The organism is Edwardsiella piscicida (assembly GCF_001896205.1).
Taxonomy (GTDB): domain Bacteria; phylum Pseudomonadota; class Gammaproteobacteria; order Enterobacterales; family Enterobacteriaceae; genus Edwardsiella; species Edwardsiella piscicida.
In genome coordinates, this window is the sequence record NZ_MPNU01000001.1 from 1,723,859 (window position 1) to 1,749,596 (window position 25,738).

Here is a 25,738-nt window from a genome sequence, read left to right on the forward strand (position 1 = left end):
TTTAACGCAATAGTGAATTTTGTAAGAATGGAAAAATATTCGTCGGTATGAGTCAAATATCGAGAGGCTGACCTTGTTAATATTTCACCCTATTATCTATATCACCGTACGACGCTGGCTAGGCCATTCCGTGTGCGGTTTTACCTGTTGATTAGCCGTTTAATGTATATAAATGCACCCTGATTCTGCCTTTGCGCGGACAATTGTCCGGGAAGTGCTTATGGTATGCTTGTCATAAACCTGCCGGAGACAACTGTTAGGTCGATCACTTATTTGCATGAATCACGTCATATTTATTCTGTAAGCACGCTCTCGTATGCCGGTAGATAAGTGCGGTTTGTACAGATTTTGCACATCGGCGAAGCGGTGTCTTGGGGAATAACCCGGACATCACGCGGCCCGGCATATATGGTAGAATCCTGCACATCAGGTGATTTTTTCGGTTTAAGGCTGTTTGATGGCACAACTTTATTTTTATTACTCTGCAATGAATGCCGGGAAATCCACGGCGCTGTTACAGTCCTCTTATAACTACCGCGAGCGGGGTATGCATACCCTCGTATTCACGGCTGAAATAGATAATCGCTATGCGGTGGGGCAGGTCAGCTCGCGTATCGGGCTGCACTCGCCTGCGATGCTGTATAATCAGCAGACCGATCTGCTGGCTGAGATCCACCAAGCGCATCGGCAGCAGTGTGTACACTGCGTTCTGGTCGATGAAAGTCAGTTTCTCACTAAAGCGCAGGTGCTGGCGCTGTCGACGGTGGTCGATGATTTAGATATTCCGGTGCTGTGCTACGGCTTACGGACCGATTTCCGGGCGGAACTCTTTCCCGGTAGCCAATATTTGCTGGCCTGGGCCGATAAGTTGGTAGAGCTTAAGACTATCTGCCACTGTGGCCGCAAGGCGAATATGGTGCTGCGTCTGGATCAGGATGGACGGGCGCTGAAAGACGGTGAGCAGGTAGTGATCGGCGGTAATGAGCGCTATGTCTCCGTTTGTCGTCGGCATTATAAGGAAATGCTCGGCGTGACCGCCCCGTAACCTCCCGTCGCTCATCCTCTGCGCGCGTCGCCCGGCGCGCGTTCAACGCCTCTCAGCCTCTCCAGCGCCTTCCTCAGGCCATGGCGCGGTGATCCGTCGATAACGACCGCCCCGCGTGCACCGCGCCGATATCGTTCCCGCTGAGCGCGATGCGGAGGCTGGCCTCATCCTGTGCAGATGCTCTCCTTACGCCGAGCCCTGTGTCCCGTGAACCACGGCGGCGGCATGGCCTTTGCACGCCGCACAGCACGCGGCGATGGCTGCGGTTAACCCCCACATCGGGCGGGCGCGCTACGGCGAGGGGAGACGCGTCTGGGCGATAGATAAAGAAAACGGGCCCCGCGTAAGCGGGGCCCGTACAGTGATTTATGCCGATTGCATCAGTGCGCATCGGCATGGCGCGGGATTAATCAGGCTTTTTTGGCCTTCTTTTCCGCTTTCGGCGCGGCAACGGTCTTGCTTTCTTCCTGCGCGTGCTCGACGAACTCGCGGCCATAGTAGGTGTCCAGCAGAATTTGCTTGAGTTCGGCAATCAGCGGATAGCGCGGGTTGGCGCCGGTGCACTGATCGTCGAAAGCATCTTCGGACAGCTTGTCCACTTTCGCCAGGAAGTCGGCTTCCTGTACGCCGGCTTCACGGATGGAGGCCGGGATACCCAGTTCAGCCTTGATGCTCTCCAGCCAGGCCAGCAGCTTCTCGATCTTCTGCGCGGTGCGGTCGCCCGGTGCGCTCAGACCCAGGTGGTCTGCGATTTCAGCGTAACGACGACGCGCCTGCGGACGGTCGTACTGGCTGAACGCGGTCTGCTTGGTCGGGTTGTCGTTCGCGTTGTAGCGAATAACGTTCGAGATCAGCAGGGCGTTGGCCAGACCGTGCGGAATGTGGAACTCGGAGCCCAGTTTGTGGGCCATGGAGTGACATACCCCGAGGAAGGCGTTGGCAAACGCGATGCCGGCGATAGTGGCGGCGTTGTGCACACGCTCGCGGGCTACCGGGTTTTTAGCGCCTTCGGCATAGCTGGCCGGCAGGAACTCTTTCAGCAGTTTCAGAGCCTGCAGTGCCTGGCCGTCAGAGTATTCGTTGGCCAAAACGGAAACGTAGGCTTCCAGCGCATGGGTTACCGCATCCAGACCGCCGAAGGCGCACAGGGATTTCGGCATATTCATCACCAGGTTGGCATCAACGATGGCCATGTCCGGCGTCAGCGCATAGTCAGCCAGCGGGTATTTCTGCCCGGTCGCGTCGTCGGTCACCACGGCGAACGGCGTTACTTCAGAGCCGGTGCCAGAGGTGGTGGTGATGGCGATCATCTTGGCTTTGACGCCCATTTTCGGGAACTTGTAGATACGCTTACGGATATCCATAAAGCGCAGCGCCAGCTCTTCGAAGTGGGTTTCCGGATGCTCGTACATCACCCACATGATCTTGGCCGCATCCATCGGGGAGCCGCCGCCCAGCGCGATGATCACGTCCGGCTTGAAGGAGTTCATCTGCTCGGCGCCTTTGCGCACGATGCTCAGGGTCGGATCGGCTTCAACTTCGAAGAAGACTTCGGTTTCGATACCGTGTGCTTTCAGTACGTTGGTAACCTGGTCGGCATAACCGTTGTTGAACAGGAAACGGTCGGTGACGATAAAGGCGCGCTTGGCACCGTCGGTTGCCACTTCTTCCAGTGCGATCGGCAGGGCGCCGCGGCGGAAGTAGATAGACTTCGGAAGTTTATGCCACAACATGTTTTCTGCTCGCTTCGCTACCGTTTTCTTGTTGATCAGGTGCTTCGGACCCACGTTTTCAGAGATGGAGTTACCGCCCCAGGAGCCGCAGCCCAGCGTCAGGGAAGGCGCCAGCTTGAAGTTGTACAGGTCACCGATACCCCCTTGAGAGGCCGGGGTATTGATCAGGATACGGGCGGTCTTCATCTTCTCGCCGAAGTAGTTTACGCGCGCACCCTGGTTATCCTGGTCGGTGTACAGGCAGGAGGTATGACCGATACCGCCCATGGCAACCAGTTTCTCGGCTTTCTCGACGGCGTCTTCGAAGTTTTTGGCGCGGTACATGGCCAGGGTCGGAGACAGTTTTTCGTGGGCGAACGGCTCGGAGTCGTCAACGACGCTGACTTCGCCGATTAGGATCTTGGTCCCCGCCGGTACGCTGATGCCGGCCATTTCGGCGATCTTCTCTGCCGGCTGGCCTACGATGGCGGCGTTCAGCGCGCCATTCTTCAGGATGATATCCTGAACGGCTTTCAGCTCTTTCCCCTGCAGCAGGTAGCCGCCGTGGGTAGCGAAACGCTCGCGAACCTTATCGTAGACGGCGTCAACGACGATAACAGACTGCTCGGAAGCACAGATAACGCCGTTATCGAAGGTTTTGGACATCAGGATAGAGGCGACGGCGCGCTTGATATCCGCGGTTTCGTCGATCACGACCGGGGTGTTGCCGGCGCCAACGCCGATGGCCGGTTTGCCGGAGCTATAGGCCGCTTTAACCATGCCCGGGCCACCGGTGGCCAGGATCAGGTTGATGTCCGGATGGTGCATCAGCGCGTTGGACAGCTCGACGGACGGCTCATCGATCCAGCCGATGATGTCTTTCGGTGCGCCGGCGGCGATGGCAGCCTGCAGCACGATATCGGCGGCTTTGTTGGTCGCCTGCTTGGCGCGCGGATGCGGGGAGAAGATGATGCCGTTGCGGGTCTTCAGGCTGATCAGCGCCTTGAAGATCGCGGTAGAGGTCGGGTTGGTGGTCGGTACGATGCCACAGATCAGGCCGGTCGGCTCGGCGATGGTGATGGTGCCGAAGGTATCGTCTTCGGACAGGATGCCGCAGGTCTTTTCATCTTTATAGGCGTTGTAGATATATTCGGAGGCGAAGTGGTTTTTGATCACCTTATCTTCCACGATACCCATGCCGGATTCAGCGACGGCCATTTTAGCCAGCGGAATACGGGCATCGGCAGCGGCCAGAGCGGCGGCGCGGAAGATTTTGTCTACCTGTTCCTGAGAGAAGTTGGCAAACTCGCGTTGGGCTTTTTTGACACGGGCGACCAGCGCATCGAGTTCAGCAGTGTTGGTTACAGCCATGAATGCTCTCCTGATAATGTTAAACTTTTTTAGTCAATCAGCCGCATGAGGCATACCAGTATAGATGCTGGTGCATCGCTTAGCCGGGCATTCGCTGCCGACGGGCTGCTAATTTGCTAAAACAGCTTAACGTGGGGGTAAGGTGGGCGCCGCGTCGAACGCGTTATCCTGGCACCTTGCCGAGATGGCCATCCGTATCCATCTTTTTTGATATCGTCGAGCTTACTCATTCTTGGGTATTTGTTTTGTGATTAAGGTCACGAAAACGTCAAGCTGACACCATTCAGCATGGTCTTAATGAGAATAAATCTCATCTTTAACGAAAACTCAGCGCCTTTACGTATAAAAAACAACAAAACCGGTATCCCGTCGCCAGATTTAACCACAGACGATACTGCGCATATCGACGGCAAATAGTAAAAATTCTACGGTGGAATGATAGATCGGCGCAGTCATTTCAATTACATTACGCGCGATGACCATCATCTTTATATTGTGGAGCACATAGTGACTCAGTCTCTGCTGGACCTGTCCGGGTATATCAAATTCTTTATTGGCCTGTTCGCCTTGGTAAACCCGGTTGGGATCTTGCCCGTGTTTATCAGCATGACCAGCTATCAGGCCGCCGCGGCGCGCAACCGAACTAACCTTACGGCGAACCTGTCGGTGGCCATTATACTGATCACGGCGCTGCTGCTGGGGGATTCGATACTGAATGTCTTTGGTATCTCCATCGACTCTTTCCGTATTGCCGGCGGTATCCTGGTGATGACTATCGCCATGTCGATGATCAGCGGTAAGCTGGGTGAGGATAAGCAGAATAAGCAGGAGAAGTCGGAAACGGCTATCCGCGAAAATGTCGGCGTAGTGCCGTTGGCGCTGCCGCTGATGGCCGGCCCCGGTGCCATCAGCTCGACCATCGTCTGGAGCTCCCGCTATCACGGCTGGCAAAACCTGCTGGGCTTTTCGCTGGCGATCATCCTGTTCGCTTTCTGCTGCTGGCTGCTGTTCCGCGCCGCGCCGCTGCTGGTGCGATTGTTAGGGCAGACAGGGATCAACGTCGTAACCCGTATCATGGGGCTGCTGCTGATGGCGCTGGGGATTGAATTTATCGTCACCGGGGTGAAGGCCATTTTTCCCGGCCTGCTGTAATCGCGCGGGGCGGCGGGGACGTCGCCCCTGTAATAGATATATCTGCACAATATCGTTACTCATCTTATTTTTATTTTGCGATCGTCTTTGTCGACGGGTTAATTCGCCTACCTCGCGCCCATTTCCGTAAAATTCTCCTACACAGACGCTGACATTGTGTACATTGTCCGGCGTTTCTTCATCGTTTCCTCGATTTTAATTAGTTTTTTTATCTGAATAAATCTTATCAAATGTAATATTGTTTTGATTTTCAGCGAAAAGTTGAAATTTTAGACAATGCAAAATGCTTTAAGCTTATATTTTATGTTATATCAGTGACTTACAATTGATTTTTATCATGGGGAAGGGCAGTCTGTGAGAAAGTACGGAATACAACAGTGCTCACAGGCCATCAGTCGGTTCACCTAGGACGTCACGCACCTCTGCGGGCGTCGGTTCGCGAGACGACGCGCTCGGTAGACCAGGATGCTATAGGAGATCGACCGCTCGGTAGCCGCGCTGACCCAGCCCATCATCAAACGGCCATAGGCGCCGTTATTTTGTTACCCGGCAACAATAAATGCCAGCCGCCGCGAAGGCGGTATAAGGCAAGCTGCAGCGAATGAACCGTTCCTTCATTACCGCAGTGAATAAATAACGATGTTGACCCGCCTGCCCGCAGGCTTCCTTTCGAATACGGGAGTGGTAGTAATGAGCAAACACATCATTAAAAAAAGTATGTTAACCCTTGGGATTTGCAGCGCACTGGGCGTCGCGGCGATAGCGCAGGCCGCCGAGGTTCCGGCCGGTGTAAAATTGGCGGCTAAGCAGGAGCTGGTCAGAAATAATGGTTCGGAGGTCTCCTCTCTCGATCCGCACAAGATCGAAGGGGTGCCGGAAAACAACGTGACCAACGATCTGCTGGAAGGGCTGACGCAGCACGATAGCCAGGGGCAGACGATCCCGGGCGTCGCGCAGCGCTGGGAGAGCAAAGATAATAAAGTGTGGGTATTTTACCTGCGTCCGGACGCGAAGTGGTCCAACGGTGACCCTGTCACCGCAGAGGACTTCGTCTATAGCTGGCAGCGGATGGCCGACCCCAAGACCGCATCCCCCTACGCGAGCTATCTGCAGTATGCCCACGTCGCGAATATCGATGACATCATCGCCGGCAAACAGGATAAATCCGCCCTGGGAGTCAAGGCGCTGGACGATCGCACGTTCCAGGTGACCCTGAGCGAGCCGGTCCCCTACCTACCGGAGATGACCGCGCACTATGCGATGAAGCCGGTCAACAAGGCGGCGGTAGAGAAATTCGGCGACAAGTGGACTCTGCCGCAGAATTATGTCAGCAACGGCGCCTATAAGTTGAAGGACTGGATCGTCAACGAGCGCATCGTGCTGGAGCGAAACCCGCAGTATTGGGACAATGCGAAGACGATCATCGATAAGGTGACCTTCCTGCCCATCGCATCGGAAGTGACCGATGTGAACCGCTATCGGGCCGGCGAGATCGATATGACCTATAACAATATGCCGATCGAGCTGTTCCAGAAGCTGAAGAAGGAGATCCCCGAGCAGGTGAAAGTGGATCCCTATCTGTGCACCTACTATTACGAGATCAATAACCAGAAGCCGCCGTTTAACGACCCCCGCGTGCGCGAGGCGCTGAAGCTGGGGCTGGATCGCGATATTATTGTGAATAAGGTCAAAAATCAGGGCGATCTGCCGGCATACAGCTTTACGCCGCCCTATACCGACGGCGCCGCGCTGACGCAGCCGGCCTGGTTTGGCTGGTCGCAGGAGAAGCGCAACCAAGAGGCCAAGCTGCTGCTGGCGGAGGCGGGCTATGGCCCGGGCAAGCCGCTGACCTTTAATCTGCTCTACAACACCTCCGATCTGCACAAGAAGCTGGCGATTGCCGCGGCTTCGATCTGGAAGAAAAACCTGGGGATCGACGTGAAGCTGGAGAATCAGGAGTGGAAGACCTTCCTCGATTCGCGCCATCAGGGCAATTACGATGTCGCTCGCGCCGGCTGGTGCGCCGACTATAACGAGCCGAGCTCTTTCCTCAATATGATGCTGTCGACCAGCAGCAACAATACCCCGCACTACAAGAGCCCGGCCTTTGACCGCATTATGGCCAGTGCGCTGCAGGCGCCGGACAAAGCCGGCCGCGCGACGGTCTACCAGCAGGCTGAGCAGCAGCTGGACCGTGATTCAGCCATCGTTCCCGTGTATTACTACGTTAACGCCCGTCTGGTGAAACCCTTTGTCGGTGGCTATACCGGCAAGGATCCGCTGGACTATGTCTACGACAAAAACCTTTATATCGTTCAACATTAATTGCGCGTCGTGCGGCCGGGAAACCGGCCGCCGGCGTGGCTGACAGCCCGCGAGGCTGATGTACAGGGTTTGGGCTATGCTAAAATTTATCTTCCGTCGCTTCTTGGAAGCGATTCCGACGCTGTTTATTCTGGTCACCATCTCGTTTTTTATGATGCGTCTGGCGCCGGGCAGCCCGTTTACCGGTGAACGCACGCTGCCGCCAGAGGTGATGGCCAATATCGAAGCCAAATACCATCTTAACGATCCCATCTGGAAGCAGTATGGCCACTACCTGCTGCAGCTCTCTCAGGGGGACTTTGGCCCCTCGTTCAAATACAAGGATTATTCGGTCAACGATCTGGTGGCCGCCTCTTTCCCCGTTTCGGCCAAGCTGGGCTTTGCCGCCTTTGTCATGGCGGTTGTGCTGGGGGTCTCTGCCGGGGTCATCGCGGCCCTAAAGCAGAACTCGCGCTGGGACTATGTGGTGATGACCTTTGCCATGACCGGGGTGGTGATCCCAAGCTTTGTGGTCGCGCCGCTGCTGGTGCTGATCTTCGCCATCTCGCTGCACTGGCTGCCGGGCGGCGGCTGGAACGGTGGGGCGCTGAAGTTCATACTGCTGCCGATGGTGGCGCTGTCGCTCTCCTATATTGCCGGTATCGCGCGCATTACCCGCGGATCGATGATCGAGGTGCTGCACTCTAACTTTATCCGCACCGCCCGGGCCAAGGGGCTGCCGCTGCACCGCATTGTGCTGCGCCATGCGCTGCGCCCGGCGCTGCTGCCGGTGCTCTCCTACATGGGGCCCGCTTTTGTCGGCATTATTACCGGCTCGATGGTCATTGAGACTATCTACGGCCTGCCGGGGATCGGCCAGCTGTTCGTCAACGGCGCGCTGAACAGGGACTACTCGCTGGTGCTGAGCCTGACGATCCTGGTCGGCACCCTGACGATTGTCTTTAACGCTATCGTTGACGTGCTGTACGCCGTAATTGATCCCAAAATCCGTTACTGAAAGAGGCGCCTATGTTCGTTAATAAAAACAGCGCCGCCGCGGTGAGCAGCTTCAGCGAGCAGCTGGACGTGGAAGGGCGCAGCCTGTGGCAGGATGCGCGCCGCCGCTTTATGCATAACCGCGCGGCGCTGGTCAGCCTGTGCATTCTGTTTCTGATCGCCCTGTTTGTGATATTCGCCCCGATACTGTCGCCGTTTGCCTACGACGATACCGACTGGGGGATGATGTCGGCGGCGCCGGCGCTGGAGGGGGGGCACTACTTCGGTACCGACTCCTCCGGGCGCGATCTGCTGGTGCGTGTCGCCATCGGTGGACGTATTTCGCTGATGGTCGGGATTGCCGCCGCGCTGGTGGCCGTGGTGGTCGGTACGCTGTACGGTGCACTCTCCGGTTACCTGGGCGGTAAGGTGGACTCGGTGATGATGCGCATGCTGGAGATCCTTAACTCGTTTCCCTTTATGTTCTTTGTCATTCTGCTGGTGACCTTCTTTGGCCAGAATATTTTGCTGATTTTTATCGCGATCGGCATGGTTTCTTGGCTGGATATGGCGCGTATTGTCCGCGGACAGACCCTGAGCCTGAAGCGTAAGGAGTTTATCGAGGCGGCGCAGGTGGGCGGGGTGACGACGGGGCGTATTATCCTGCGCCACGTGGTGCCCAACGTGCTGGGCGTGGTGGTGGTGTACGCGTCGCTGCTGGTGCCGAGCATGATCCTGTTTGAATCGTTTTTAAGCTTCCTGGGGCTGGGTACCCAAGAGCCGCTCAGCAGCTGGGGCGCGCTGCTGAGCGATGGGGCCAACTCGATGGAAGTATCTCCCTGGCTGCTGATCTTTCCGGCCTCTTTTCTGGTGATCACGCTGTTTTGTTTTAACTTTATCGGCGATGGGCTACGCGATGCCCTCGACCCGAAAGATCGCTGAGGAGCGCAGAGATGAAATCCAGTTTACTGAACGTACGCTCCCTACGCGTGACCTTCGCAACGCCGGACGGCGACGTCACGGCGGTCAACGATCTTAACTTCTCGCTGGACGCCGGCGAGACGCTGGGGATCGTCGGTGAGTCCGGTTCGGGAAAGTCGCAGACCGCGTTTGCCCTGATGGGGCTGCTGGCGCCGAATGGACGTATCGACGGGTCGGCCAGCTTTGATGGCCGCGAGATCCTAAATTTACCGGAGAAGGCCCTGAATCGCCTGCGCGCCGAAGAGATCGCCATGATCTTTCAGGACCCGATGACCTCCCTCAACCCCTATATGCGCGTGGGTGAGCAGCTGATGGAGGTGCTGATGCTGCACAAGGGGATGAGCAAGGCGCAGGCGTTTGATGAGTCGGTGCGGATGCTGGATGCGGTGAAGATGCCGGAGGCGCGCAAGCGCATGCGCATGTTCCCCCATGAGTTTTCCGGCGGGATGCGCCAGCGCGTGATGATTGCGATGGCGCTGCTGTGCCGCCCACGGCTGCTGATTGCCGATGAACCGACCACGGCGCTGGATGTGACGGTACAGGCGCAGATCATGACGCTGCTCAATGAGCTGAAGCGCGAGTTCAATACCGCGATCATCATGATCACGCACGATCTGGGGGTCGTGGCCGGTATCTGTGACAAGGTGCTGGTGATGTATGCCGGGCGAACCATGGAGTATGGCCAGGCGCGCGACGTGTTCTATCACCCCTCGCACCCGTACTCCATCGGGCTGCTGAACGCGGTGCCGCGTCTGGATGCTGAGAACGGAGCACTGCTGACGATTCCAGGCAACCCGCCGAACCTGCTGCGTTTGCCGGCCGGCTGCCCGTTTCAGCCGCGCTGCCCCTATGCCGATGCCGGCTGCGATGCGGCGCCGCCGCTGGCGGCCTTTGGCGATGGGCGTCTGCGCGCCTGCTTCAGAACGGTGGAGGAACTGGCATGAGTGGGTCAATGAGTGACAAAAACGTATTGCTGGAAGTGGCCGAACTGCGGGTCCATTTTGATATTCGAGACAGCAAGGCCTGGTTTTGGCAGCCGCCCAAGCGCCTGAAGGCGGTGGACGGTGTGACCCTGCGCCTGTACCAGGGGGAAACCCTGGGGGTTGTCGGCGAGTCAGGCTGCGGCAAGTCGACCTTTGCCCGCGCGCTGATCGGTCTGGTGAAGGCGACCTCCGGTAGCGTCAGCTGGCTGGGGCGCGATCTGCTGGGCATGAACGAAAAGCAGTGGCGAGAGGTGCGCAGCGATATCCAGATGATCTTTCAGGATCCGCTGGCGTCGCTAAACCCGCGGATGACCATCGGGGAGATTATTGCCGAGCCCCTGCGGACCTATTATCCGCAGATGGCGCGCGGCGAGGTGCGCGACAGGGTGAAGACGATGATGATGAAGGTGGGCCTGCTGCCCAACCTCATCAACCGCTATCCGCACGAATTCTCCGGCGGTCAGTGTCAGCGTATTGGGATTGCCCGGGCGCTGATCCTGGAGCCCAAGCTGATTATCTGCGACGAGCCGGTGTCGGCGCTCGATGTATCGATTCAGGCGCAGGTGGTCAACCTGCTGCAGTCGCTGCAGCGAGAGATGGGGCTGTCGCTGATCTTCATCGCGCACGATCTGGCGGTGGTGAAGCATATCTCCGACCGCGTGCTGGTGATGTATTTGGGACATGCGGTGGAGCTGGGTACCTATGATGAGGTGTATCACAACCCACAGCACCCCTACACCAAGGCGCTGATGTCGGCGGTGCCGGTGCCGGATCCCGATAGGGAGCGCAATAAGCAGATTCAGCTGCTGGAGGGGGAGCTGCCGTCGCCGATCGATCCGCCGTCGGGCTGTGTGTTCCGCACCCGCTGTCCTCAGGCCGGACCGGAGTGCGCACAGACCCGGCCGCTGCTGGAGGGCAGCTTCCGCCACGCGGTCTCCTGCCTGAAGGTCGATCCGCTGTAGCCGAGCGGCGCGCTAAAAAAACCGCCTGACGGCGGTTTTTTTACTGGACGCGGCGCATCGGTGCTACTCTTTCCACAGGATATGGCACATTTTATGATCCTTTTCCCGGCAGATCAGAATGCGGGCGAAGACATCCTCGATATCGTCGCTGTCCGGATTCCCATCGGTCAGGCCGATCACGACCTCGGCAAAGAAATCGGGGTTGAGCTCGACATCGACATGCTCCTGCCAGTCTTCGGCCGGATCGAACAGTTCGGCGGCGCCGCGCTGCTCAAACTGCAGGTTAAACAGCAGCACGTCCGCCGGATCCAGGTTGTCCGCCGCCAGCTCCAGAAAAATATCGTAGGCCTGATCCAGGGTCTCTTCTTCGCTCAGGCGGTTGTTTAAATCCATCATCTCAGTATCTCATTGAGGCCGCGGTCGGGGTGTGGCCGACCCGCGGACGGTTACAGCAAAGGGCTGAAAAAGTAAAAGAGGCGTTCGACGACGCGCTGCCACAGCGGGCGTTTTAACCACTCCAGCGGATCCAGCAGGGAGGAGCGCGCGATATAGTCCTCCTGTACGCAGGCGAGATCGCTGCCGAAGCCGTCATCGTCGATGACCAGCGTAATTTCAAAATTAAGCCACAGGCTGCGCATATCCAGGTTGACGGTGCCGACCAGACTGAGCTGACCGTCGACCAGCACGCTCTTGGTATGCAGCAGACCGCCCTCAAACTGATAGATTTTAACGCCGGCGGCCAGCATTTCGGTAAAAAAGGCGCGGCTGGCCCAGCCGACCATCATCGAGTCATTCTTTTTCGGCACGATGATCGAGACATCGACGCCGCGCTGGGCGGCGGTACAGATGGCGTGCAGCAGGTCATCGCTGGGCACAAAATAGGGGGTGGTCATCACCAGCTGCTGGCGCGCGGAGTAGACGGCGGTCAAGAGCGATTGGTGGATCAGCTCCTCCGGGAAGCCAGGGCCGGAGGCGATCACCTGAATGGTGTGACCCGACTCTTTTTCGAAGGGGAGGATATTGCATACCGGCTCCGGCGGCAGAATGCGTTTACCGGTCTCCATTTCCCAGTCGAAGGCATAGTAGATGCCCATGGTGGTTGCGACCGGCCCCTCCATACGCGCCATGACATCGATCCACTGTCCGACGCCGGCGTCCTGCTTAAAGTAGCGCGGGTCAACCAGGTTCATGCTGCCGGTATAGGCGATAAAGTTGTCGATCAGCACCACCTTGCGGTGCTGACGCAGATCCATGCGGCGCAGGAAAACGCGCAGCAGGTTGACCTGCAGCGCCTCGACGACCTCAATACCCGCTTCGCGCATCATGGCCGGATAAGGGCTGCGGAAAAACGCCACGCTACCGGCCGAATCGAGCATCAGGCGGCAGCGTACGCCGCGTCTTGCCGCCGCCATCATCGCTTCGGCAACTTGATCGGCCAATCCGCCGGGCTGCCAAATATAAAACATCATCTCAATGCTGTTATGCGCCAGCGCAATATCGCGGATCAGGGCATTGAGCGTGTCATCGGTAGAGGTGAGCAGCTGTAGCTGGTTACCCTTGACGCCGGCAATGCCCTGGCGCCGTTCGCACAGCTGGAACAGCGGTGCGGCAACCTCGCTGTTATGGGTGGCAAAAATGCTGCGACAGCTGCGCAGATCGGCCAGCCAGCGGGCGGTGGATGGCCACATCGCGCGCGCGCGTTCGGCGCGGCGTTTTCCCAGATGCAGCTCACCAAAGGAGAGATAGGCGATAATGCCGACCAACGGCAGAATGTAAATGATCAGCAGCCACGCCATGGCGGAGGGAACCGCCCGGCGTTTCATTAATATCCGTAACGTGACGCTGGCGATCAGCAGCCAGTAGCCAAAGATCGCCAGCCAGCTGATTACTGTATAAAAAGTGCTCATAACCGCAGGTTGTCCTTGCACAAATCCATCAATTGAGAGTTTACGCACAGATATACAAAGAAGAAACCTTTAGCGGTTAAATATATACAGATCGTGGTGGGCAGCGCTTTTTATACGATGGGCCCGTTCGGGGGTTGGCTTGTCTCTCAGGGGGGGTATAATCGCAGCGCAATTATCCGGAGGGGTACAATGCGACACAGTCGAAATGAAGTAGGGCGCTGGCGTATGCTGCGTCAGATCCATCGGCGGCGTAGCCGCTGGCTGGAAGGTCAGTCACGCAGAAACCGTCATATCTATTGCATTCGCCGTTTACACAGAATTCAGCATCACCGTTCTTTGCTCTATTCCGTTGCCTACGAGTGGTAGTCATTCAGCCCCGCGCAGCGGGGCTGAGGTCATATTTCGCCCGTCGGCTATTGCCCCAGATAGGCGTTCAGCATCCACACCTGCTTTTCCTGCTGCTTAATATAGTCGCTCATCAGAGAGACGGTTCCTTCGTCCGACGCGTCCGTCGCCAGCTGCAGGATTTCCCGCTGCTGCTGCAGCAGCAGGGCATAGCCGCTCAATAATCCCTGCAGGGTGCCGCGATCGTCGGTGACATCGACGTCCTCTTTGATATCGGCGCTTTTCAGATAGTCGCTGAAGGCGTGACGCGGGCGATAGCCGAGTGTCAGGATCCGCTCGGCCAGCTCATCAACTTTCAGCAGCAGATCGTTATAGGTCTCTTCAAACTTAACGTGTAGCTCAAAAAACTGCGGGCCGCTGATATTCCAGTGGTAGCCACGCACATTCATATACAGGATCTGGTAGTTGGCCAGCAGGACATTGAGTGCATCGGCCAGCGCGGCTGATTTTTTGGGATCCAGACCGATATGGGTTTTGGCGTTCTTTTTACTGTTTGCCATTCTGCATGCTCTCCTTGGATGACACGGTGGATAGCGGCAGGCGCGCTGGACGCCAATCACCGCTGAATACAGTGGGATAGCCCGTTTTTTATCCATCCTGCCAGAGTCGGCGGCAGAGATCCAGCCCGCGTGACGCGGGCAGGCGACGCCCGCCATAAGCGACAGGTGAGAATAAAAGCAGCGAACGCATTTATCCGAATTATCATGATATTGCGACCCGCGAGGAATCAGGGTAGACTGCCCGGCATCACAGCAATGTGACAGAAAAGCGCATTTAGCATTTTAATGGAATCTCCATGTAGCCCCGGCTAAGTGCGCTTCTCTGAGGTAAGGAAAAGCCCGCGAATGCGGGCTTTTTTCTTTGTTTTTTTCAGCGCTGATGCGGCGTTAGAACACCTGTTTGTAGGGGGTTACGCTGACTTGGCGGTAGACCCCGGCGGCAACGTAAGGGTCGTTTCCCGCCCATGCCTGAGCCTGGCTCAGCGATTCAAATTCGGCGATCACCGCCGAGCCGGTGAACCCTGCGACACCGGGATCGCTGCTGTCGATCGCCGGCAGGGGGCCGGCCGTCAGCAGACGGCCCTGATCGCGCAGCGTCTGCAGCCTGGCCAGATGGGCCGGGCGCGCCGCCAGACGCTGCTGCAGCGTATCTGGTGCATCCTGAGCATAAATCAGGTACAACATATTCTCCTCCTTATATTTATTCGAGCCAACCGAGGCTAGTGTGCTCTAGTTTTGGCCTCTCTCTCGAGAGGGGCATAGGCGCAGAGCCTGACGCTGGGGGAAATGCGGCGCCGCCTAAGCCGATACGTTAAGGTATCGTTGTCATAGGCGCAATATCCGTACCGTCGGCGCAGAGGATAATCCGTGCGGCCGCACAGTTTTACGCTCTCTGACAGTTCGCAGTTGAATATGATTGCTATTTGCATTTAAACTTGGCGGCAACACGCGATGTCCATTTACCCATTGAGTTACCAACACCTTGTCGGCTGATAAATTAACCCTGAAGCGATTTTTCCTGGTCCGTCGCCTTTCTTGGCCGATGGCGCTATCGGTATCCCTACATGCCTCGCTGATTGCTGGACTGCTGTATGCCTCTTACCATGAGATCCGCCCACAGCCTGCCGAGGAGGCGGGGCAGATCCAGGCGATAATGGTCAATCCGGCCATGTTTGCCGCCGTCGGGCAGGCGGCGTCTGCCCCACAGGCCGCGACGGCATCGCCTGCGCCGCAGGAGGCCAGTGCGGCAGCGGCACCGAGCGTTACCGCGCCCACGGCGCATAAGGAAAAAGAGCCGCCGCCGCCCGAGGCGCCGAAGCCGAAGCCAAAGCCGAGCGAGAGGGCGCAGCCCCGTAAACGAGAGGTGAAACCGGCGCCGCCGAAGGCGAAACCGCCGGTACCGACGCCGCAGGCGACGGCGGCCAAGGCGGTATCACCTATGTCGCAGGCGGCGACGTCGCCGGAGAAGGTCCCCGGCGCCGCGCCCAAGGCGACGGCAGGCGCTCAGCTGGGTGTGGCGAGCGGTCACGCGCCGGCGGCGAGCGGTGGGCCGCCTGCGGCCTCGGGCGCGCCGCAGGCGGCCAGTCGTCCTGAGCCGGTCTATCCCCAGCGTGCGCTGGCGCTGCATATTGAGGGGCGAGTGGAGCTGCGCTTTGACGTCGACAGCGAGGGGCGCGTCGGCAATGTCACTATCCTGTCGGCCGATCCGCCCGGGGTGTTTGAGCGCGAGGTCAAGCGTGCTGCGCGGCGTTGGCGTTACCAGCCCGGGCGCCCGGGGCAGAACGTCGAGGTGACCGTCTATTTTCGGATCGATGGCCGGACGGCCGTCGAGTAAGCGCACGCCGGGCCAACGCTGGCCCGGCGTAGGGGAGGGGCTATTGCGCGGCGTCGTTGCGGAAGTTGGCCTTCCCCGCCGGCAGCGCGCGGGATTTATTCGCGTCGTTGACCGCGACATAGGTAAACACTGCCTCGGTAACGCATTCGCGCTGTCCAATCGGCTCGGAGGCGACCTTTTTCACCCAGACCTCAATGTTCACGGTGATGGAGCTGCGACCGGTGCGGATGCAGTGGGCATAGCAGCACACCACATCGCCTACCGCCACCGGCTTAAGAAAGGTTATCGCGTTCACTGCCACGGTAACCACGCGCCCCTCTGCGATCTCTTTTGCCAGGATAGCGCCGCCAATATCCATTTGTGACATGATCCAACCGCCGAAGATATCCCCGTTAGCGTTGGTGTCGGCCGGCATAGCCAGAGTACGCAGAACAAGTTCACCTGCCGGTAAACGCAGTTTTTCGCTCATAGTAAATGTCAGTCTTGATGTCTCAGTGTCAAAAGAAACGCCGGTCAGAGGCCGGCGCACAGTCTTAGGAGTGCTTTTGCTCTTCGGACATATTGCGGTAAATATAAACCCCGCTCAGCAGCGTGAATACCAGCGTCAGCGCCGTCAGCCCAAAGACCTTAAAGTCGACCCACACGCTTTGCGGCAGCCAGAAGGCGACATAGATGTTGGCCAGGCCACAGCCGAGGAAAAACAGCGCCCACGCCGCATTCAGACGGGACCATACGCCGTCCGGCAGCTGCAGCTCTTTCCCTAACATACGCTGGATCAGCGGCTTCTTCAGCACCATCTGGCTGATCAGCAGTGCCAGCGCAAACAGCGTATAGATAACGGTCACCTTCCATTTGATAAACAGATCGTTATGGAAGACCAGCGTCAGGGTGCCAAAAATAGCCACCATAATAAAAGTGATCAGGGTCATTTTCTCTACCCGGCGGTATTTCAGCCAGGTTAACACCAGCGCGACGGCGGTCGCGGCGACCAGCGCACCGGAGGCGACATAGATGTCATACAGTTTGTAACAGACAAAAAATACCACCAGGGGTAAAAAATCTAACAATTGCTTCATTCGGCAGTCCATCCTTTCATCGACCGGGCGACTATACCTGATTCGGCGCAGCGGCGGTATCTTTGTCGCTGCCGGGCCGCACGGTCATGCCCGTTGATTCTCTGTGATCCTGCATTATGCCGCCGTATTTCTCCCAGCTTTATTTTTTTGCAAAAAATTACACGCGAACCCGTTCTCCGGCCGACTTGACCAAGTGCGTCGGCCTATCCATGATGGAGGGGGCGCCTCTGAGGATTACGACGTTATGCAATGGAATTTTCTGCGCCGCTGGATGCCGGGGCTGTATCAACTGACGAAATACCGGCGGGAGTGGCTGGGTGACGATCTGCGCGCCGGGCTATCGGTCGCCGCCGTGGCGCTGCCGACGGCGCTGGCCTATGCCGATCTGGTCGGGGTAACGGCGGTGGTGGGAATTTACTCTTGTATCCTGCCAATGATCGCCTACGCGCTGTTTGGCTCCTCTCGGCAGGTGATCGTCGGGCCGGATGCGGCCACCTGCGCGGTGATTGCCGCGGTGGTAGCGCCGCTGGCGGCCGGCGATCCGCAGCGGCTGTGGCAGCTGTGCGTAATGATGACCCTGATGACCGGCCTGTGGTGCCTGGTCGCCAGCCGCTTTCGCCTCGGCGCGCTGGCGGATCTGCTGTCACGCCCGATTCTGACCGGCTTGCTCAATGGTCTGGCCATCACCATCATGATCGATCAGTTGGCGAAGATGCTGGGCTACCAGCCCGCCTCGCGCGAGGTGATCGAACGCATTCTCTCGCTGCCCCACGACCTGCTCTCCAGCCATTGGCCGACGGTGCTTCTGTCGCTGCTGACCCTGCTGCTTCTGCTGGGGCTACGCCGTCTGCGTCCCGGCTGGCCCGCGGCGTTAATGGTGATCATCCTCGCCATGCTGGTGGTTTGGCTGGGGGGGCTGCAGCGCTTTGGCATTCAGACGATTACCGGTCTCGACGGGACGCTGCCGGTGGTGCAGTGGCCCAACTTTCAGCCTGCGCTGCTGCGCGATCTGGTGATGCCGTCCTTGAACCTGGCGCTGATAAGCTTTGTCAGCTTGATGCTGACGGCGCGCAGCTTTGCCTCTAAAAACGGCTATGAAATCAACCCAGACGCGGAGTTCCGCGCGCTGGGTATCGCCAACATCGTGTCGGCGCTTTCGCAGGGATTCGCCATCAGCGGCGCCAGCTCCCGTACCGCGGTCAACGATGCCAACGGCGGTAAAAGCCAGCTGGTCTCCATCGTGGCCGCGCTGTCTATCGCGGCGGTGCTGCTGCTGCTGGGGAGCCTGCTGCGCTATATTCCGGTGGCCGCGCTCGGCGTGGTGCTGGTGTATGCCTCCTGGCTGCTGCTGGACATCCGCTCGCTGGTGAATCTGCGTAAACACAACCCGTCGGCCTTTCGCCTGGCGCTGTTCACCTTCGCCAGCGTGCTGTTGGTGGGGGTTATGCCGGGGATCGGGTTGGCCGTGCTGCTGGGACTGCTGCAGTTTTTCCGCACGGTCTTTCGCCCCAGCGAACAGCTGCTGGGGGTGAATGAGGAGGGGATGATCCACTCGCTCGGCAACGGTAATCAGGTCCGGGCGGTCGAGGGGGTGCTGATCTACCGCTTTAACTCGCCGCTGACCTATTTCAATATCGCCTATTTTAAGCGTCGGGTGCTGAATCTGGTCGACGGAATGCCGTTTCAGCCGGAGTGGGTCGTGATCGATGCGGTATCCTGCTTCACCTATCCCGACATTAGCGTGCTGGCGGGAATCGATGAGCTGAAGCGCGATCTGCGCCAGCGTCGGGTGCATCTGGTGCTGGCCGGGCGTAAAACCGACCTAAAGCGCTGGTTTGGCCGCAGTCGAGCCGCCGGGGAGGAGAAGGGGCTGCTGTTTGTCGCCGATCTGTATCTGGCGCTGAAGCTGATCCAAAGCAGTCGCTGTGCCCACGCCGACGGTGCGGGCACATCCTCGGGAGCCGATCAGCGCGGTACGACGACGATGCCTCATTAACGCACCAGGTTAACCATTATTTATAGAGGGAAATGTATTTTCTATAGTAGATAAATCTGTGATTAAACAGCTGATCTCCGGTGAGCAGGTCGCCATCTTTACCCTTCAGTCGCGTGTCGATGCCGGCCTTTTCAAAGCCTATTTTTCGTGGAAAGGGCAGCGCATTGAATGCGCTAATATGCTGTTTTTCGCCATCTCTTTCGCACATCTTAAAGATGATGTTATCGACTCCCCGTGCCGCGATATAGCTTACCAGCCGGGCCATTCGGTCATTCCACTTCCGGATGGCCTGCTCCTCACTCTGGTAATGCATAAAGTAGATCGTAATCTCCTGTATCCGGGCAACCGGAAACGGCATGTCGCTTTTAATAAAGCTTTCTTTATTGAGTGTGCAGCCAATGTAGCGGCTTAAGTTAGCGCACATTTTAATAAAATCGGCGGGTATAATGTATAATCCGATAAATGGCGTGTTGTACGGTTTTTTTGCTATTTTATACGCGGCAAATCCCCAGCAGTTATTTGATATAATTGCGAAATCTTTATTGCGCAATATCATCCTATCTAAGATGTCGGTAATTCGGTATTTGATGATCAGTCGGCTCAACATGGCTGTGTCCTACGCGGGGGAGTCGAACGCGCGGCGGTCTGTCTACGGGAGCGCGGGAGGCGTGGCGCCCCCACCCGCGGGCGGGGGCGGCCGATCAGGCTGGGGTCCGCAGCAGCATATACAGGCGGGAGAGATAGATAATCAGGCCGACGGAGATCAGGTTACTCAGGGTGCCCATGATGACCATGCCCAGGCTCGGGTGCAGCGCCGCCAGCGTATCGACCAACAGCAATAGAACCAGCTTCATCAGCATCCACAGCAGGATTGCCGGGCTGATGAGCCGTACGTGGGCGAAGGAGAGCCGAAAGCTGCTGCGAATGGCGGCGATCACACCGCAGCGCTCTGTGGTCATGATCATCGGGGAGAGGGCCAGACCAACGGCCAGGATGATCCCCGGCAAGATAAACAGCGTAATACCCAGTTGAACCATCAGGGTGCACAGCAGCATCAGCAGCAGCAGACGCGGCAGCATCGGCGCAGAGAGGCCGATGGCGCGCAGTGCGCTGAGGCGTGCGCCGGTGGACGCCTGAGGGATCAGCGTCAGCATGCCTCCCAGCAGCAGCACATTACCGATCAGCACCGAAAAGCTGGAGGCCGCCGAGACTTTCAGCAGCGTCATTTGTTGCTCCGGCGTCATCTGGCGGATCATCTCTTGCAGGCCTCGGGCGGCGCTGACGCCGTCGCCGCTGCTCAGCTGGCTGATCGCCTGTGCGCTGGGGCTGAGGGCCTGATTCAGCATCACGCTGATAAAGGCGGTCAGTAGCGCCAGCAGGACGATGGGCGTCACCTGATGGCGGAAAAAGTTAACGCTGTCACGGTAAAGGCTCCGGGCCGTGATGGGCATGCATAGCTCCTTGGCATGTCGTCGGGCGGCACCGGCCGCCCGGGGTGGAAAGAGATTTGCGGCGATTGTACCCCGTTAGCGGCCGCTGTGGCACCCCGCAATCGGCCAGGTGGCGATTTCTTCTGCGCTCCGCGTATTTTCCCGGTGTTCAGCGGCGGCGGCAGGGGGCGCCTATGGACCCCGTAGGCCGGATGGCGTGCGGCTCCTCCCGCGCGCGTCGGCGAACCTCGCTCTTTGCATACCTCGCGCGTTGCTGCGCCCTCCGCGCTCAGGTTAGCGTCTGCGCGCAGCGCCGTGGTCGCAGGGGGACTCTTTCCCTAAACTCGATGAAATGACGTCTGATTGATGTCTATCAAATTTCACTATTTCATTTCAAATCAAGAAACGGCGTCAACATCATTTAGTTCAATTTATATGTAAAAGATGTGATCTCGATGGGATCAATAATCACTCAATATGGTTATATTGCAAGCGAACGATAACCATATAAAGGAAAGGGATGATGATGAAAAAGTGTAGCGTTGCGCTATGTCTGGCCGCCGTATTGGCGCCTGCGGCGGCCTCGGCGCATCAGGCCGGTGACGTGATTGTCCGCGCCGGCGCGGCCACCGTGCGTCCGACCACCAGCTCTGACAATGTGCTGGGGCTGGGCGAGTTTAGCGTGGATAACAACACCCAGCTGGGGCTGACCTTCGGCTACATGGCAACGGATAACATCGGTATCGAGCTGCTGGCGGCTACGCCGTTCCGCCATAAGGTCTCGCTGGGGGCGCTGGGAAATATTGCGACCGTGCATCAGCTGCCGCCCACCCTGATGGCTCAGTGGTACTTTGGCCGCGCGGAAGATAAGCTGCGCCCCTATCTGGGGGTTGGGGTGAACTACACCACCTTCTTCAATAATAGCTTCGATCAGAATGCGACGTCGCTGGGGCTGCACGATCTGAAGGCGACGGACTCTTGGGGCGTTGCCGGGCAGGCGGGGCTCGACTATATGGTCAGCGAAAATTGGATGATCAACGCCTCGGTGTGGTACATCAACATTGATACCAAGGTGAAGTTCCGCGACAGCGCGGATAACCAGCACAGCATAAATACCAATATTAACCCGTGGGTATTTATGTTCGGCGCCGGCTACCGCTTCTGATCGGCGACGACGGTAAGGAGGCTGCCCCGTACGGGCAGCCTGAGCGCGTTATTTAATGCGCATATCGTTTTCGACCGAGCGGACGCCCTTGACGCCTCGGGCAACCTCAACCGCCCGCTGGGCATCGGCCCGGGAGGAGACAAACCCGCTCAGCTGTACCCGTCCTTTGTAGGTCTCCACGCTGATCTCTGTCGATTTAATACTTTTGGCATTGAGCAGCGCGCTTTTCACCTTGGTGGTGACCACGGTGTCATCAATGTAGTTGCCGGTACTCTCTTGGGTGGTGGATCCGGCGCAGCCCGCCAGTGACGCTGCCAGAACGGCGGCCAGTCCTAACGCCTGGATCTGTTTCGACCATTTCATGCTTTTCTCCTTATGCGGTGACGCGAAAGGGCAGCCGCCATGAACGGTGTCCCGATCTATCAATAATCATATCAATAGGTCAGCAGAGGGCAAGTCAAAATCCGCGGCGGAGGAAGACCGGCCGCCGCGGAGGGCATCAGGCGCGCGTGGCAGCCTTCATCGTTTGGATAAACGCGCGCAGCTGCTGCAGCATCTGGGGCGGGTTATCCAGATGCTGGGCGATCAGGTCAACCACCGCCGAGCCGGAGATGACGCCCGCGGCCCCGCCATCCAGCGCACTGCGCACCTGATCGGGGGTCCGAATCCCGAACCCCTGCAGCGCCGGCGCGGCACCCAGCGCCGCCAGCCGGGTCGTGAGATGGCGCAGCGGAGGCAGGCGGGTGCGATCGCTGCCGGTGACCCCGGCGCGTGACAGCAGGTAAACATACCCCTGACTGCGCGCGGCCAGCTGCTGCAGCAGCGCGTCATCGGCGTTGGGCGGACACAGGGCGATCGGCGCGATCCCGTGCCGCTGCGCCGCCGCGTGGAAGGGGGCGGACTCCTCCAGCGGGACATCGGCAATCAATACCGAGTCTACGCCGGCCTGGGCACAGCGCCGGTAAAAGGTGTCGATCCCCGGATTGACCACCAGGTTAGCGTACATCAGCAGCCCAATGGGCAGCTGGGGATATTTTTCCCGCAGGGTGGTCAGCAGCGTAAAGCAGCGCTCGGGGGTCATGCCTGCCTTCAGGGCGCGCAGGGTCGCATTCTGGATCACCGGGCCGTCGGCCAGCGGGTCGGAGAAGGGGATCCCCAGCTCCAGCGCATCGGCGCCGGACTCAACCAGTGCGTCGATAATTTGCAGCGACAGCGCCGGCGTGGGATCGCCCAGTGTGACGAAGGGGACCAACGCGCCTTCCCGGCGGCGCTGTAGATGGGTAAATAATGTCTGGTAGCGTGTCATTGCATTTCTCCCCGGGACTGCAGAATGTCGTGAACGGTAAAAATATCCTTGTCGCCGCGCCCGGAGAGATTCACCACCAGCAGTTGCTCTTTCTCCGGCTGCTGATGAATGAGCTTCAGGGCGTGGGCCAACGCATGGGCGGACTCCAGCGCCGGAATAATGCCTTCCTGACGCGAGAGCTGCATAAAGGCGGCCAGCGCTTCGTCGTCGGTCGCGGAGACATAGTCGGCTCGGCCAATGTTGTTCAGGTGGGCGTGCTGGGGGCCGACCGAGGGAAAATCCAGCCCGGCGGAAAGCGAGTAGGACTCCTCAATCTGCCCCTCGGCGGTCTGCATCATGGGCGAGCGCATACCGAAGTAAATGCCGACGCGGCCGTGCTTGAGCGGCGCGCCGTGCTGTCCGGTTTCAATGCCCAGCCCGGCCGGTTCGACGCCGATAAGCTGAACCGACGCATCGTCGATAAAGTCGGCGAACATCCCGATGGCGTTGGAGCCGCCGCCGACGCAGGCCAAGACCGCGTCGGGCAGGCGGCCTTCGGCCTGCAGGATCTGACGGCGCGTCTCCGCGCCGATCATCCGCTGAAATTCACGCACGATGGTCGGATAGGGATGGGGGCCGGCGGCGGTGCCCAGCAGATAGTGGGCCTGGTCATAGTTGGCAGACCAGTCGCGCAGCGCCTCGTTGCAGGCATCTTTTAGGGTGGCCGATCCGCTGTGTACCGGGATCACTTCGGCGCCCATCAGCCGCATACGAAACACATTGGGAGACTGGCGGGCAACGTCTTTGGCCCCCATATAGACCCGACACTTGAGCCCCAGTAAGGCACAGGCCAGCGCCGTTGCGACGCCGTGCTGCCCCGCGCCGGTTTCCGCGATGATCTCGGTTTTACCCATGCGCTTGGCCAGCAGCGCTTGGCCAAGGACCTGATTGGTTTTGTGCGCGCCGCCGTGCAGCAGATCCTCACGCTTCAGGTACAGGCGGGTGCGGGTACCGGCGGTGAGGTTGCGGCAGAGGGTCAACGCCGTCGGTCGCCCGGCATAGTTGTGCAGCAGGTCATTGAACTGGGTCTGAAAGGCGGGATCGTCGCAGGCGTCGACGAAGGCGGCCTCCAGCTGGTTTAGGGCCGGGATGAGAATTTGCGGCACAAACCTGCCGCCAAATTCGCCGAAATAGGGATTCAGTAAGCTCATGTCATCTTCCTGTCAGTCATAAAAACGGTGATAGCGTCTCAGGCGAGCAGCGCCTGGAAGGCCGCATGGAGTTTCCTGGGATCTTTACGCCCGGGAGCGGACTCCACGGCGGAGTTAAAATCGAGGCCCAGCGCGCCGAGGTCGGCCGCTGCGCGGCAGTTATCGGCGCCGATCCCCCCGGCCAGCATGATGTCGCCCAGGGGATGTCCATCCAGCAGGCGCCAGTCAAAGGGGCGTCCGCTGCCGGGGCGTACGCCGTCAAGCAGGTAGCGATCGACGTGATGAAGGCGCGCGGTAGGCAGGGTATCGCTGACCGGCAGCGCCTTCCAAATCCGACAGGCCGCCGGTAACAGCGGACGCAGGCTATCGATATAGGCCTGATCTTCGCCGCCGTGCAGTTGAACGGCGTGCAGATCCAGGCGCTCTGCGGCCAGCGCAACGCTGGCGGGCTTGGCGTCGCGAAAGACCCCGACGTACCGCAGCGGGGCGGCCGAAATAATGCCGCGGGCGGTGGCGATATCGACGTAGCGCGGCGAGTCGGCAACGAAGATCAGGCCGCCGTAGACGGCGCCGGAGCACAGCGCGCTGACCGCGTCTTCAGGGCGTGTCAGGCCGCAGACCTTATTGTCGCCAAAGCGCAGACGACAGACGGCGCTGCGCAGATCGGGCTGAGACATCAGCGCGCTGCCGATCAAAAAGCCCTGCACCAGGCGACCCAGGTCGCGGATTTGGGCGTGGCTGTGGATACCGGACTCGGCGATAAGCGTCGCGCCCGGCGGCGCCAACGCCGCGAGATGCCGGGTACGCTCGGGATCGACGCTGAGATCGTGCAGATTACGGTTATTAATACCGATCGCCCTGGCGCCCAGCGCGACGGCGCGCGCCATTTCGGCGGGGGTGCTGACCTCGGTGAGGATCCCCATGTTCAGCGCCGTGGCCACGGCGGCCAGTTGGCGGTACTGTGCATCGTCCAATACGGAGAGCATCAGCAGGATGGCATCGGCGCGGTAATGGCGCGCCAGATAGATCTGGTAAGGCGAGAGGATGAAGTCTTTACACAGCACCGGCTGCGTGACAACGTCACTTACCGCGCGCAGATAGCGGAAGTCACCCTGAAAATAGTCGCCGTCGGTTAGGACCGAGATGGCGGCGGCATGATCGCGGTATACCCGTGCGATAGCCTGCGGGTCAAAGTCAGCTCGGATTAGCCCGCGCGAAGGCGATGCTTTTTTACACTCCAGGATCAGGGCGCGCGGCGTCGCGTTGAGCGCCCGGTGAAAGTCGCGTTCGCTGCGCCGCAGGGTAGATTGAAAGTCTGACAGCGGCTGCTGCCGTTCCCGGGCGGCGATCCAGCGCCGTTTATCGGCGATGATGCGGCTGAGCAGGCTGGCGGGCGATGGCGAGGGTTGCGTCATGATAGATT

24 protein-coding genes are annotated in these 25,738 nt (G+C 58.9%); 11 read left to right on the forward strand and 13 right to left on the reverse strand.

What is annotated here, in order from left to right:
* Window positions 1-457 precede the first annotated feature (457 nt).
* Window positions 458-1,045, forward strand: coding sequence for a thymidine kinase (locus BRD58_RS07895; protein ID WP_012848359.1), 588 nt, complete (start codon window positions 458-460; stop codon window positions 1,043-1,045).
* A gap of 410 nt (window positions 1,046-1,455) precedes the next feature.
* On the opposite strand, the gene adhE is transcribed toward BRD58_RS07895, so the two are convergent.
* Window positions 1,456-4,128 carry a bifunctional acetaldehyde-CoA/alcohol dehydrogenase gene (gene adhE / locus BRD58_RS07905; RefSeq protein ID WP_012848361.1) on the reverse strand — a complete coding sequence of 891 codons (2,673 nt, stop codon included), beginning with the start codon at window positions 4,126-4,128 and terminating at the stop codon, window positions 1,456-1,458.
* A gap of 507 nt (window positions 4,129-4,635) precedes the next feature.
* Here adhE and BRD58_RS07910 point away from each other — a divergent pair.
* The 6 genes from BRD58_RS07910 to oppF all read left to right on the forward strand — a co-directional run bounded on the left by BRD58_RS07910 (window position 4,636) and on the right by oppF (window position 11,506).
* On the forward strand, window positions 4,636-5,280 hold the full coding sequence (locus tag BRD58_RS07910; RefSeq protein ID WP_012848364.1) for a YchE family NAAT transporter: 645 nt from the start codon (window positions 4,636-4,638) through the stop codon (window positions 5,278-5,280).
* A gap of 690 nt (window positions 5,281-5,970) precedes the next feature.
* Complete coding sequence (gene oppA / locus BRD58_RS07915; protein ID WP_015461380.1) at window positions 5,971-7,605, forward strand: oligopeptide ABC transporter substrate-binding protein OppA; 1,635 nt, start codon at window positions 5,971-5,973, stop codon at window positions 7,603-7,605.
* A 76-nt stretch (window positions 7,606-7,681) separates the two neighbouring features.
* On the forward strand, window positions 7,682-8,602 hold the full coding sequence (gene oppB, locus BRD58_RS07920; RefSeq protein ID WP_012848366.1) for an oligopeptide ABC transporter permease OppB: 921 nt from the start codon (window positions 7,682-7,684) through the stop codon (window positions 8,600-8,602).
* 11 nt (window positions 8,603-8,613) lie between these two features.
* The gene (oppC, locus tag BRD58_RS07925; protein ID WP_012848367.1) at window positions 8,614-9,522 is read left to right on the forward strand and encodes an oligopeptide ABC transporter permease OppC; all 909 of its coding nucleotides are present in this window, start codon (window positions 8,614-8,616) and stop codon (window positions 9,520-9,522) included.
* Between the two features lie 11 nt (window positions 9,523-9,533).
* Window positions 9,534-10,505: an ABC transporter ATP-binding protein gene (oppD, locus tag BRD58_RS07930; RefSeq protein ID WP_012848368.1), complete on the forward strand. Its 972-nt coding sequence runs from the start codon at window positions 9,534-9,536 to the stop codon at window positions 10,503-10,505.
* Window positions 10,502-11,506: a murein tripeptide/oligopeptide ABC transporter ATP binding protein OppF gene (gene oppF / locus BRD58_RS07935; protein ID WP_012848369.1), complete on the forward strand. Its 1,005-nt coding sequence runs from the start codon at window positions 10,502-10,504 to the stop codon at window positions 11,504-11,506. Before oppD ends, oppF begins: the two co-directional genes overlap by 4 nt.
* A gap of 63 nt (window positions 11,507-11,569) precedes the next feature.
* Here the strand turns inward: oppF and BRD58_RS07940 are convergent, their stop codons facing one another.
* Both BRD58_RS07940 and cls read right to left on the reverse strand, forming a co-directional pair.
* Window positions 11,570-11,899 (reverse strand): HI1450 family dsDNA-mimic protein, encoded by a 330-nt coding sequence (locus tag BRD58_RS07940; RefSeq protein WP_015461382.1) that lies wholly within the window; start codon window positions 11,897-11,899, stop codon window positions 11,570-11,572.
* Window positions 11,900-11,952: 53 nt separating this feature from the next.
* Window positions 11,953-13,413 carry a cardiolipin synthase gene (cls, locus tag BRD58_RS07945; protein ID WP_012848371.1) on the reverse strand — a complete coding sequence of 487 codons (1,461 nt, stop codon included), beginning with the start codon at window positions 13,411-13,413 and terminating at the stop codon, window positions 11,953-11,955.
* Window positions 13,414-13,602: 189 nt separating this feature from the next.
* On the opposite strand from cls, the gene BRD58_RS07950 reads away from it, so the two are divergent.
* Window positions 13,603-13,779, forward strand: coding sequence for a YciY family protein (locus BRD58_RS07950; protein ID WP_071525666.1), 177 nt, complete (start codon window positions 13,603-13,605; stop codon window positions 13,777-13,779).
* A 47-nt stretch (window positions 13,780-13,826) separates the two neighbouring features.
* Here BRD58_RS07950 and BRD58_RS07955 read toward each other — a convergent pair whose 3' ends face one another.
* A complete protein-coding gene (locus tag BRD58_RS07955) occupies window positions 13,827-14,318 on the reverse strand; it encodes a Dps family protein (protein WP_015461383.1) in 492 nt (163 codons plus the stop codon).
* Window positions 14,319-14,705: 387 nt separating this feature from the next.
* Window positions 14,706-15,002, reverse strand: coding sequence for a YciI family protein (locus BRD58_RS07960; RefSeq protein WP_015461384.1), 297 nt, complete (start codon window positions 15,000-15,002; stop codon window positions 14,706-14,708).
* A gap of 298 nt (window positions 15,003-15,300) precedes the next feature.
* Here BRD58_RS07960 and BRD58_RS07965 point away from each other — a divergent pair, with 298 nt between their 5' ends.
* Window positions 15,301-16,152 carry a TonB family protein gene (locus BRD58_RS07965; RefSeq protein ID WP_078057720.1) on the forward strand — a complete coding sequence of 284 codons (852 nt, stop codon included), beginning with the start codon at window positions 15,301-15,303 and terminating at the stop codon, window positions 16,150-16,152.
* Window positions 16,153-16,192: 40 nt separating this feature from the next.
* On the opposite strand, the gene yciA is transcribed toward BRD58_RS07965, so the two are convergent.
* Both yciA and BRD58_RS07975 read right to left on the reverse strand, forming a co-directional pair.
* Window positions 16,193-16,621 (reverse strand): acyl-CoA thioester hydrolase YciA, encoded by a 429-nt coding sequence (gene yciA, locus BRD58_RS07970; protein ID WP_012848376.1) that lies wholly within the window; start codon window positions 16,619-16,621, stop codon window positions 16,193-16,195.
* Between the two features lie 64 nt (window positions 16,622-16,685).
* Window positions 16,686-17,228 (reverse strand): septation protein A, encoded by a 543-nt coding sequence (locus BRD58_RS07975; protein WP_012848377.1) that lies wholly within the window; start codon window positions 17,226-17,228, stop codon window positions 16,686-16,688.
* A 244-nt stretch (window positions 17,229-17,472) separates the two neighbouring features.
* Here BRD58_RS07975 and BRD58_RS07980 point away from each other — a divergent pair, with 244 nt between their 5' ends.
* Window positions 17,473-19,224 (forward strand): SulP family inorganic anion transporter, encoded by a 1,752-nt coding sequence (locus tag BRD58_RS07980; protein WP_073382156.1) that lies wholly within the window; start codon window positions 17,473-17,475, stop codon window positions 19,222-19,224.
* Window positions 19,225-19,240: 16 nt separating this feature from the next.
* Here BRD58_RS07980 and BRD58_RS07985 read toward each other — a convergent pair whose 3' ends face one another.
* Entirely contained in the window at window positions 19,241-19,831 is a 591-nt protein-coding gene (locus BRD58_RS07985) for a DUF1919 domain-containing protein (RefSeq protein ID WP_012848379.1), read from the reverse strand.
* 94 nt (window positions 19,832-19,925) lie between these two features.
* A complete protein-coding gene (locus BRD58_RS07990; RefSeq protein WP_012848380.1) occupies window positions 19,926-20,675 on the reverse strand; it encodes a YciC family protein in 750 nt (249 codons plus the stop codon).
* Between the two features lie 505 nt (window positions 20,676-21,180).
* Here BRD58_RS07990 and ompW point away from each other — a divergent pair.
* Window positions 21,181-21,819 (forward strand): outer membrane protein OmpW, encoded by a 639-nt coding sequence (ompW, locus tag BRD58_RS07995; RefSeq protein ID WP_015461387.1) that lies wholly within the window; start codon window positions 21,181-21,183, stop codon window positions 21,817-21,819.
* 48 nt (window positions 21,820-21,867) lie between these two features.
* Here ompW and BRD58_RS08000 read toward each other — a convergent pair whose 3' ends face one another.
* From BRD58_RS08000 to trpCF, 4 genes are all read right to left on the reverse strand, one after another.
* On the reverse strand, window positions 21,868-22,182 hold the full coding sequence (locus tag BRD58_RS08000; protein WP_012848382.1) for a BON domain-containing protein: 315 nt from the start codon (window positions 22,180-22,182) through the stop codon (window positions 21,868-21,870).
* A gap of 136 nt (window positions 22,183-22,318) precedes the next feature.
* Window positions 22,319-23,125 carry a tryptophan synthase subunit alpha gene (trpA, locus tag BRD58_RS08005; protein WP_012848383.1) on the reverse strand — a complete coding sequence of 269 codons (807 nt, stop codon included), beginning with the start codon at window positions 23,123-23,125 and terminating at the stop codon, window positions 22,319-22,321.
* The gene (trpB, locus tag BRD58_RS08010) at window positions 23,122-24,315 is read right to left on the reverse strand and encodes a tryptophan synthase subunit beta (protein WP_034168651.1); all 1,194 of its coding nucleotides are present in this window, start codon (window positions 24,313-24,315) and stop codon (window positions 23,122-23,124) included. The genes trpA and trpB overlap by 4 nt, the downstream gene beginning before the upstream one ends.
* Window positions 24,316-24,353: 38 nt before the next feature.
* Window positions 24,354-25,730 carry a bifunctional indole-3-glycerol-phosphate synthase TrpC/phosphoribosylanthranilate isomerase TrpF gene (gene trpCF, locus BRD58_RS08015; RefSeq protein WP_073382161.1) on the reverse strand — a complete coding sequence of 459 codons (1,377 nt, stop codon included), beginning with the start codon at window positions 25,728-25,730 and terminating at the stop codon, window positions 24,354-24,356.
* Between the last annotated feature and the right edge of the window lie 8 nt (window positions 25,731-25,738).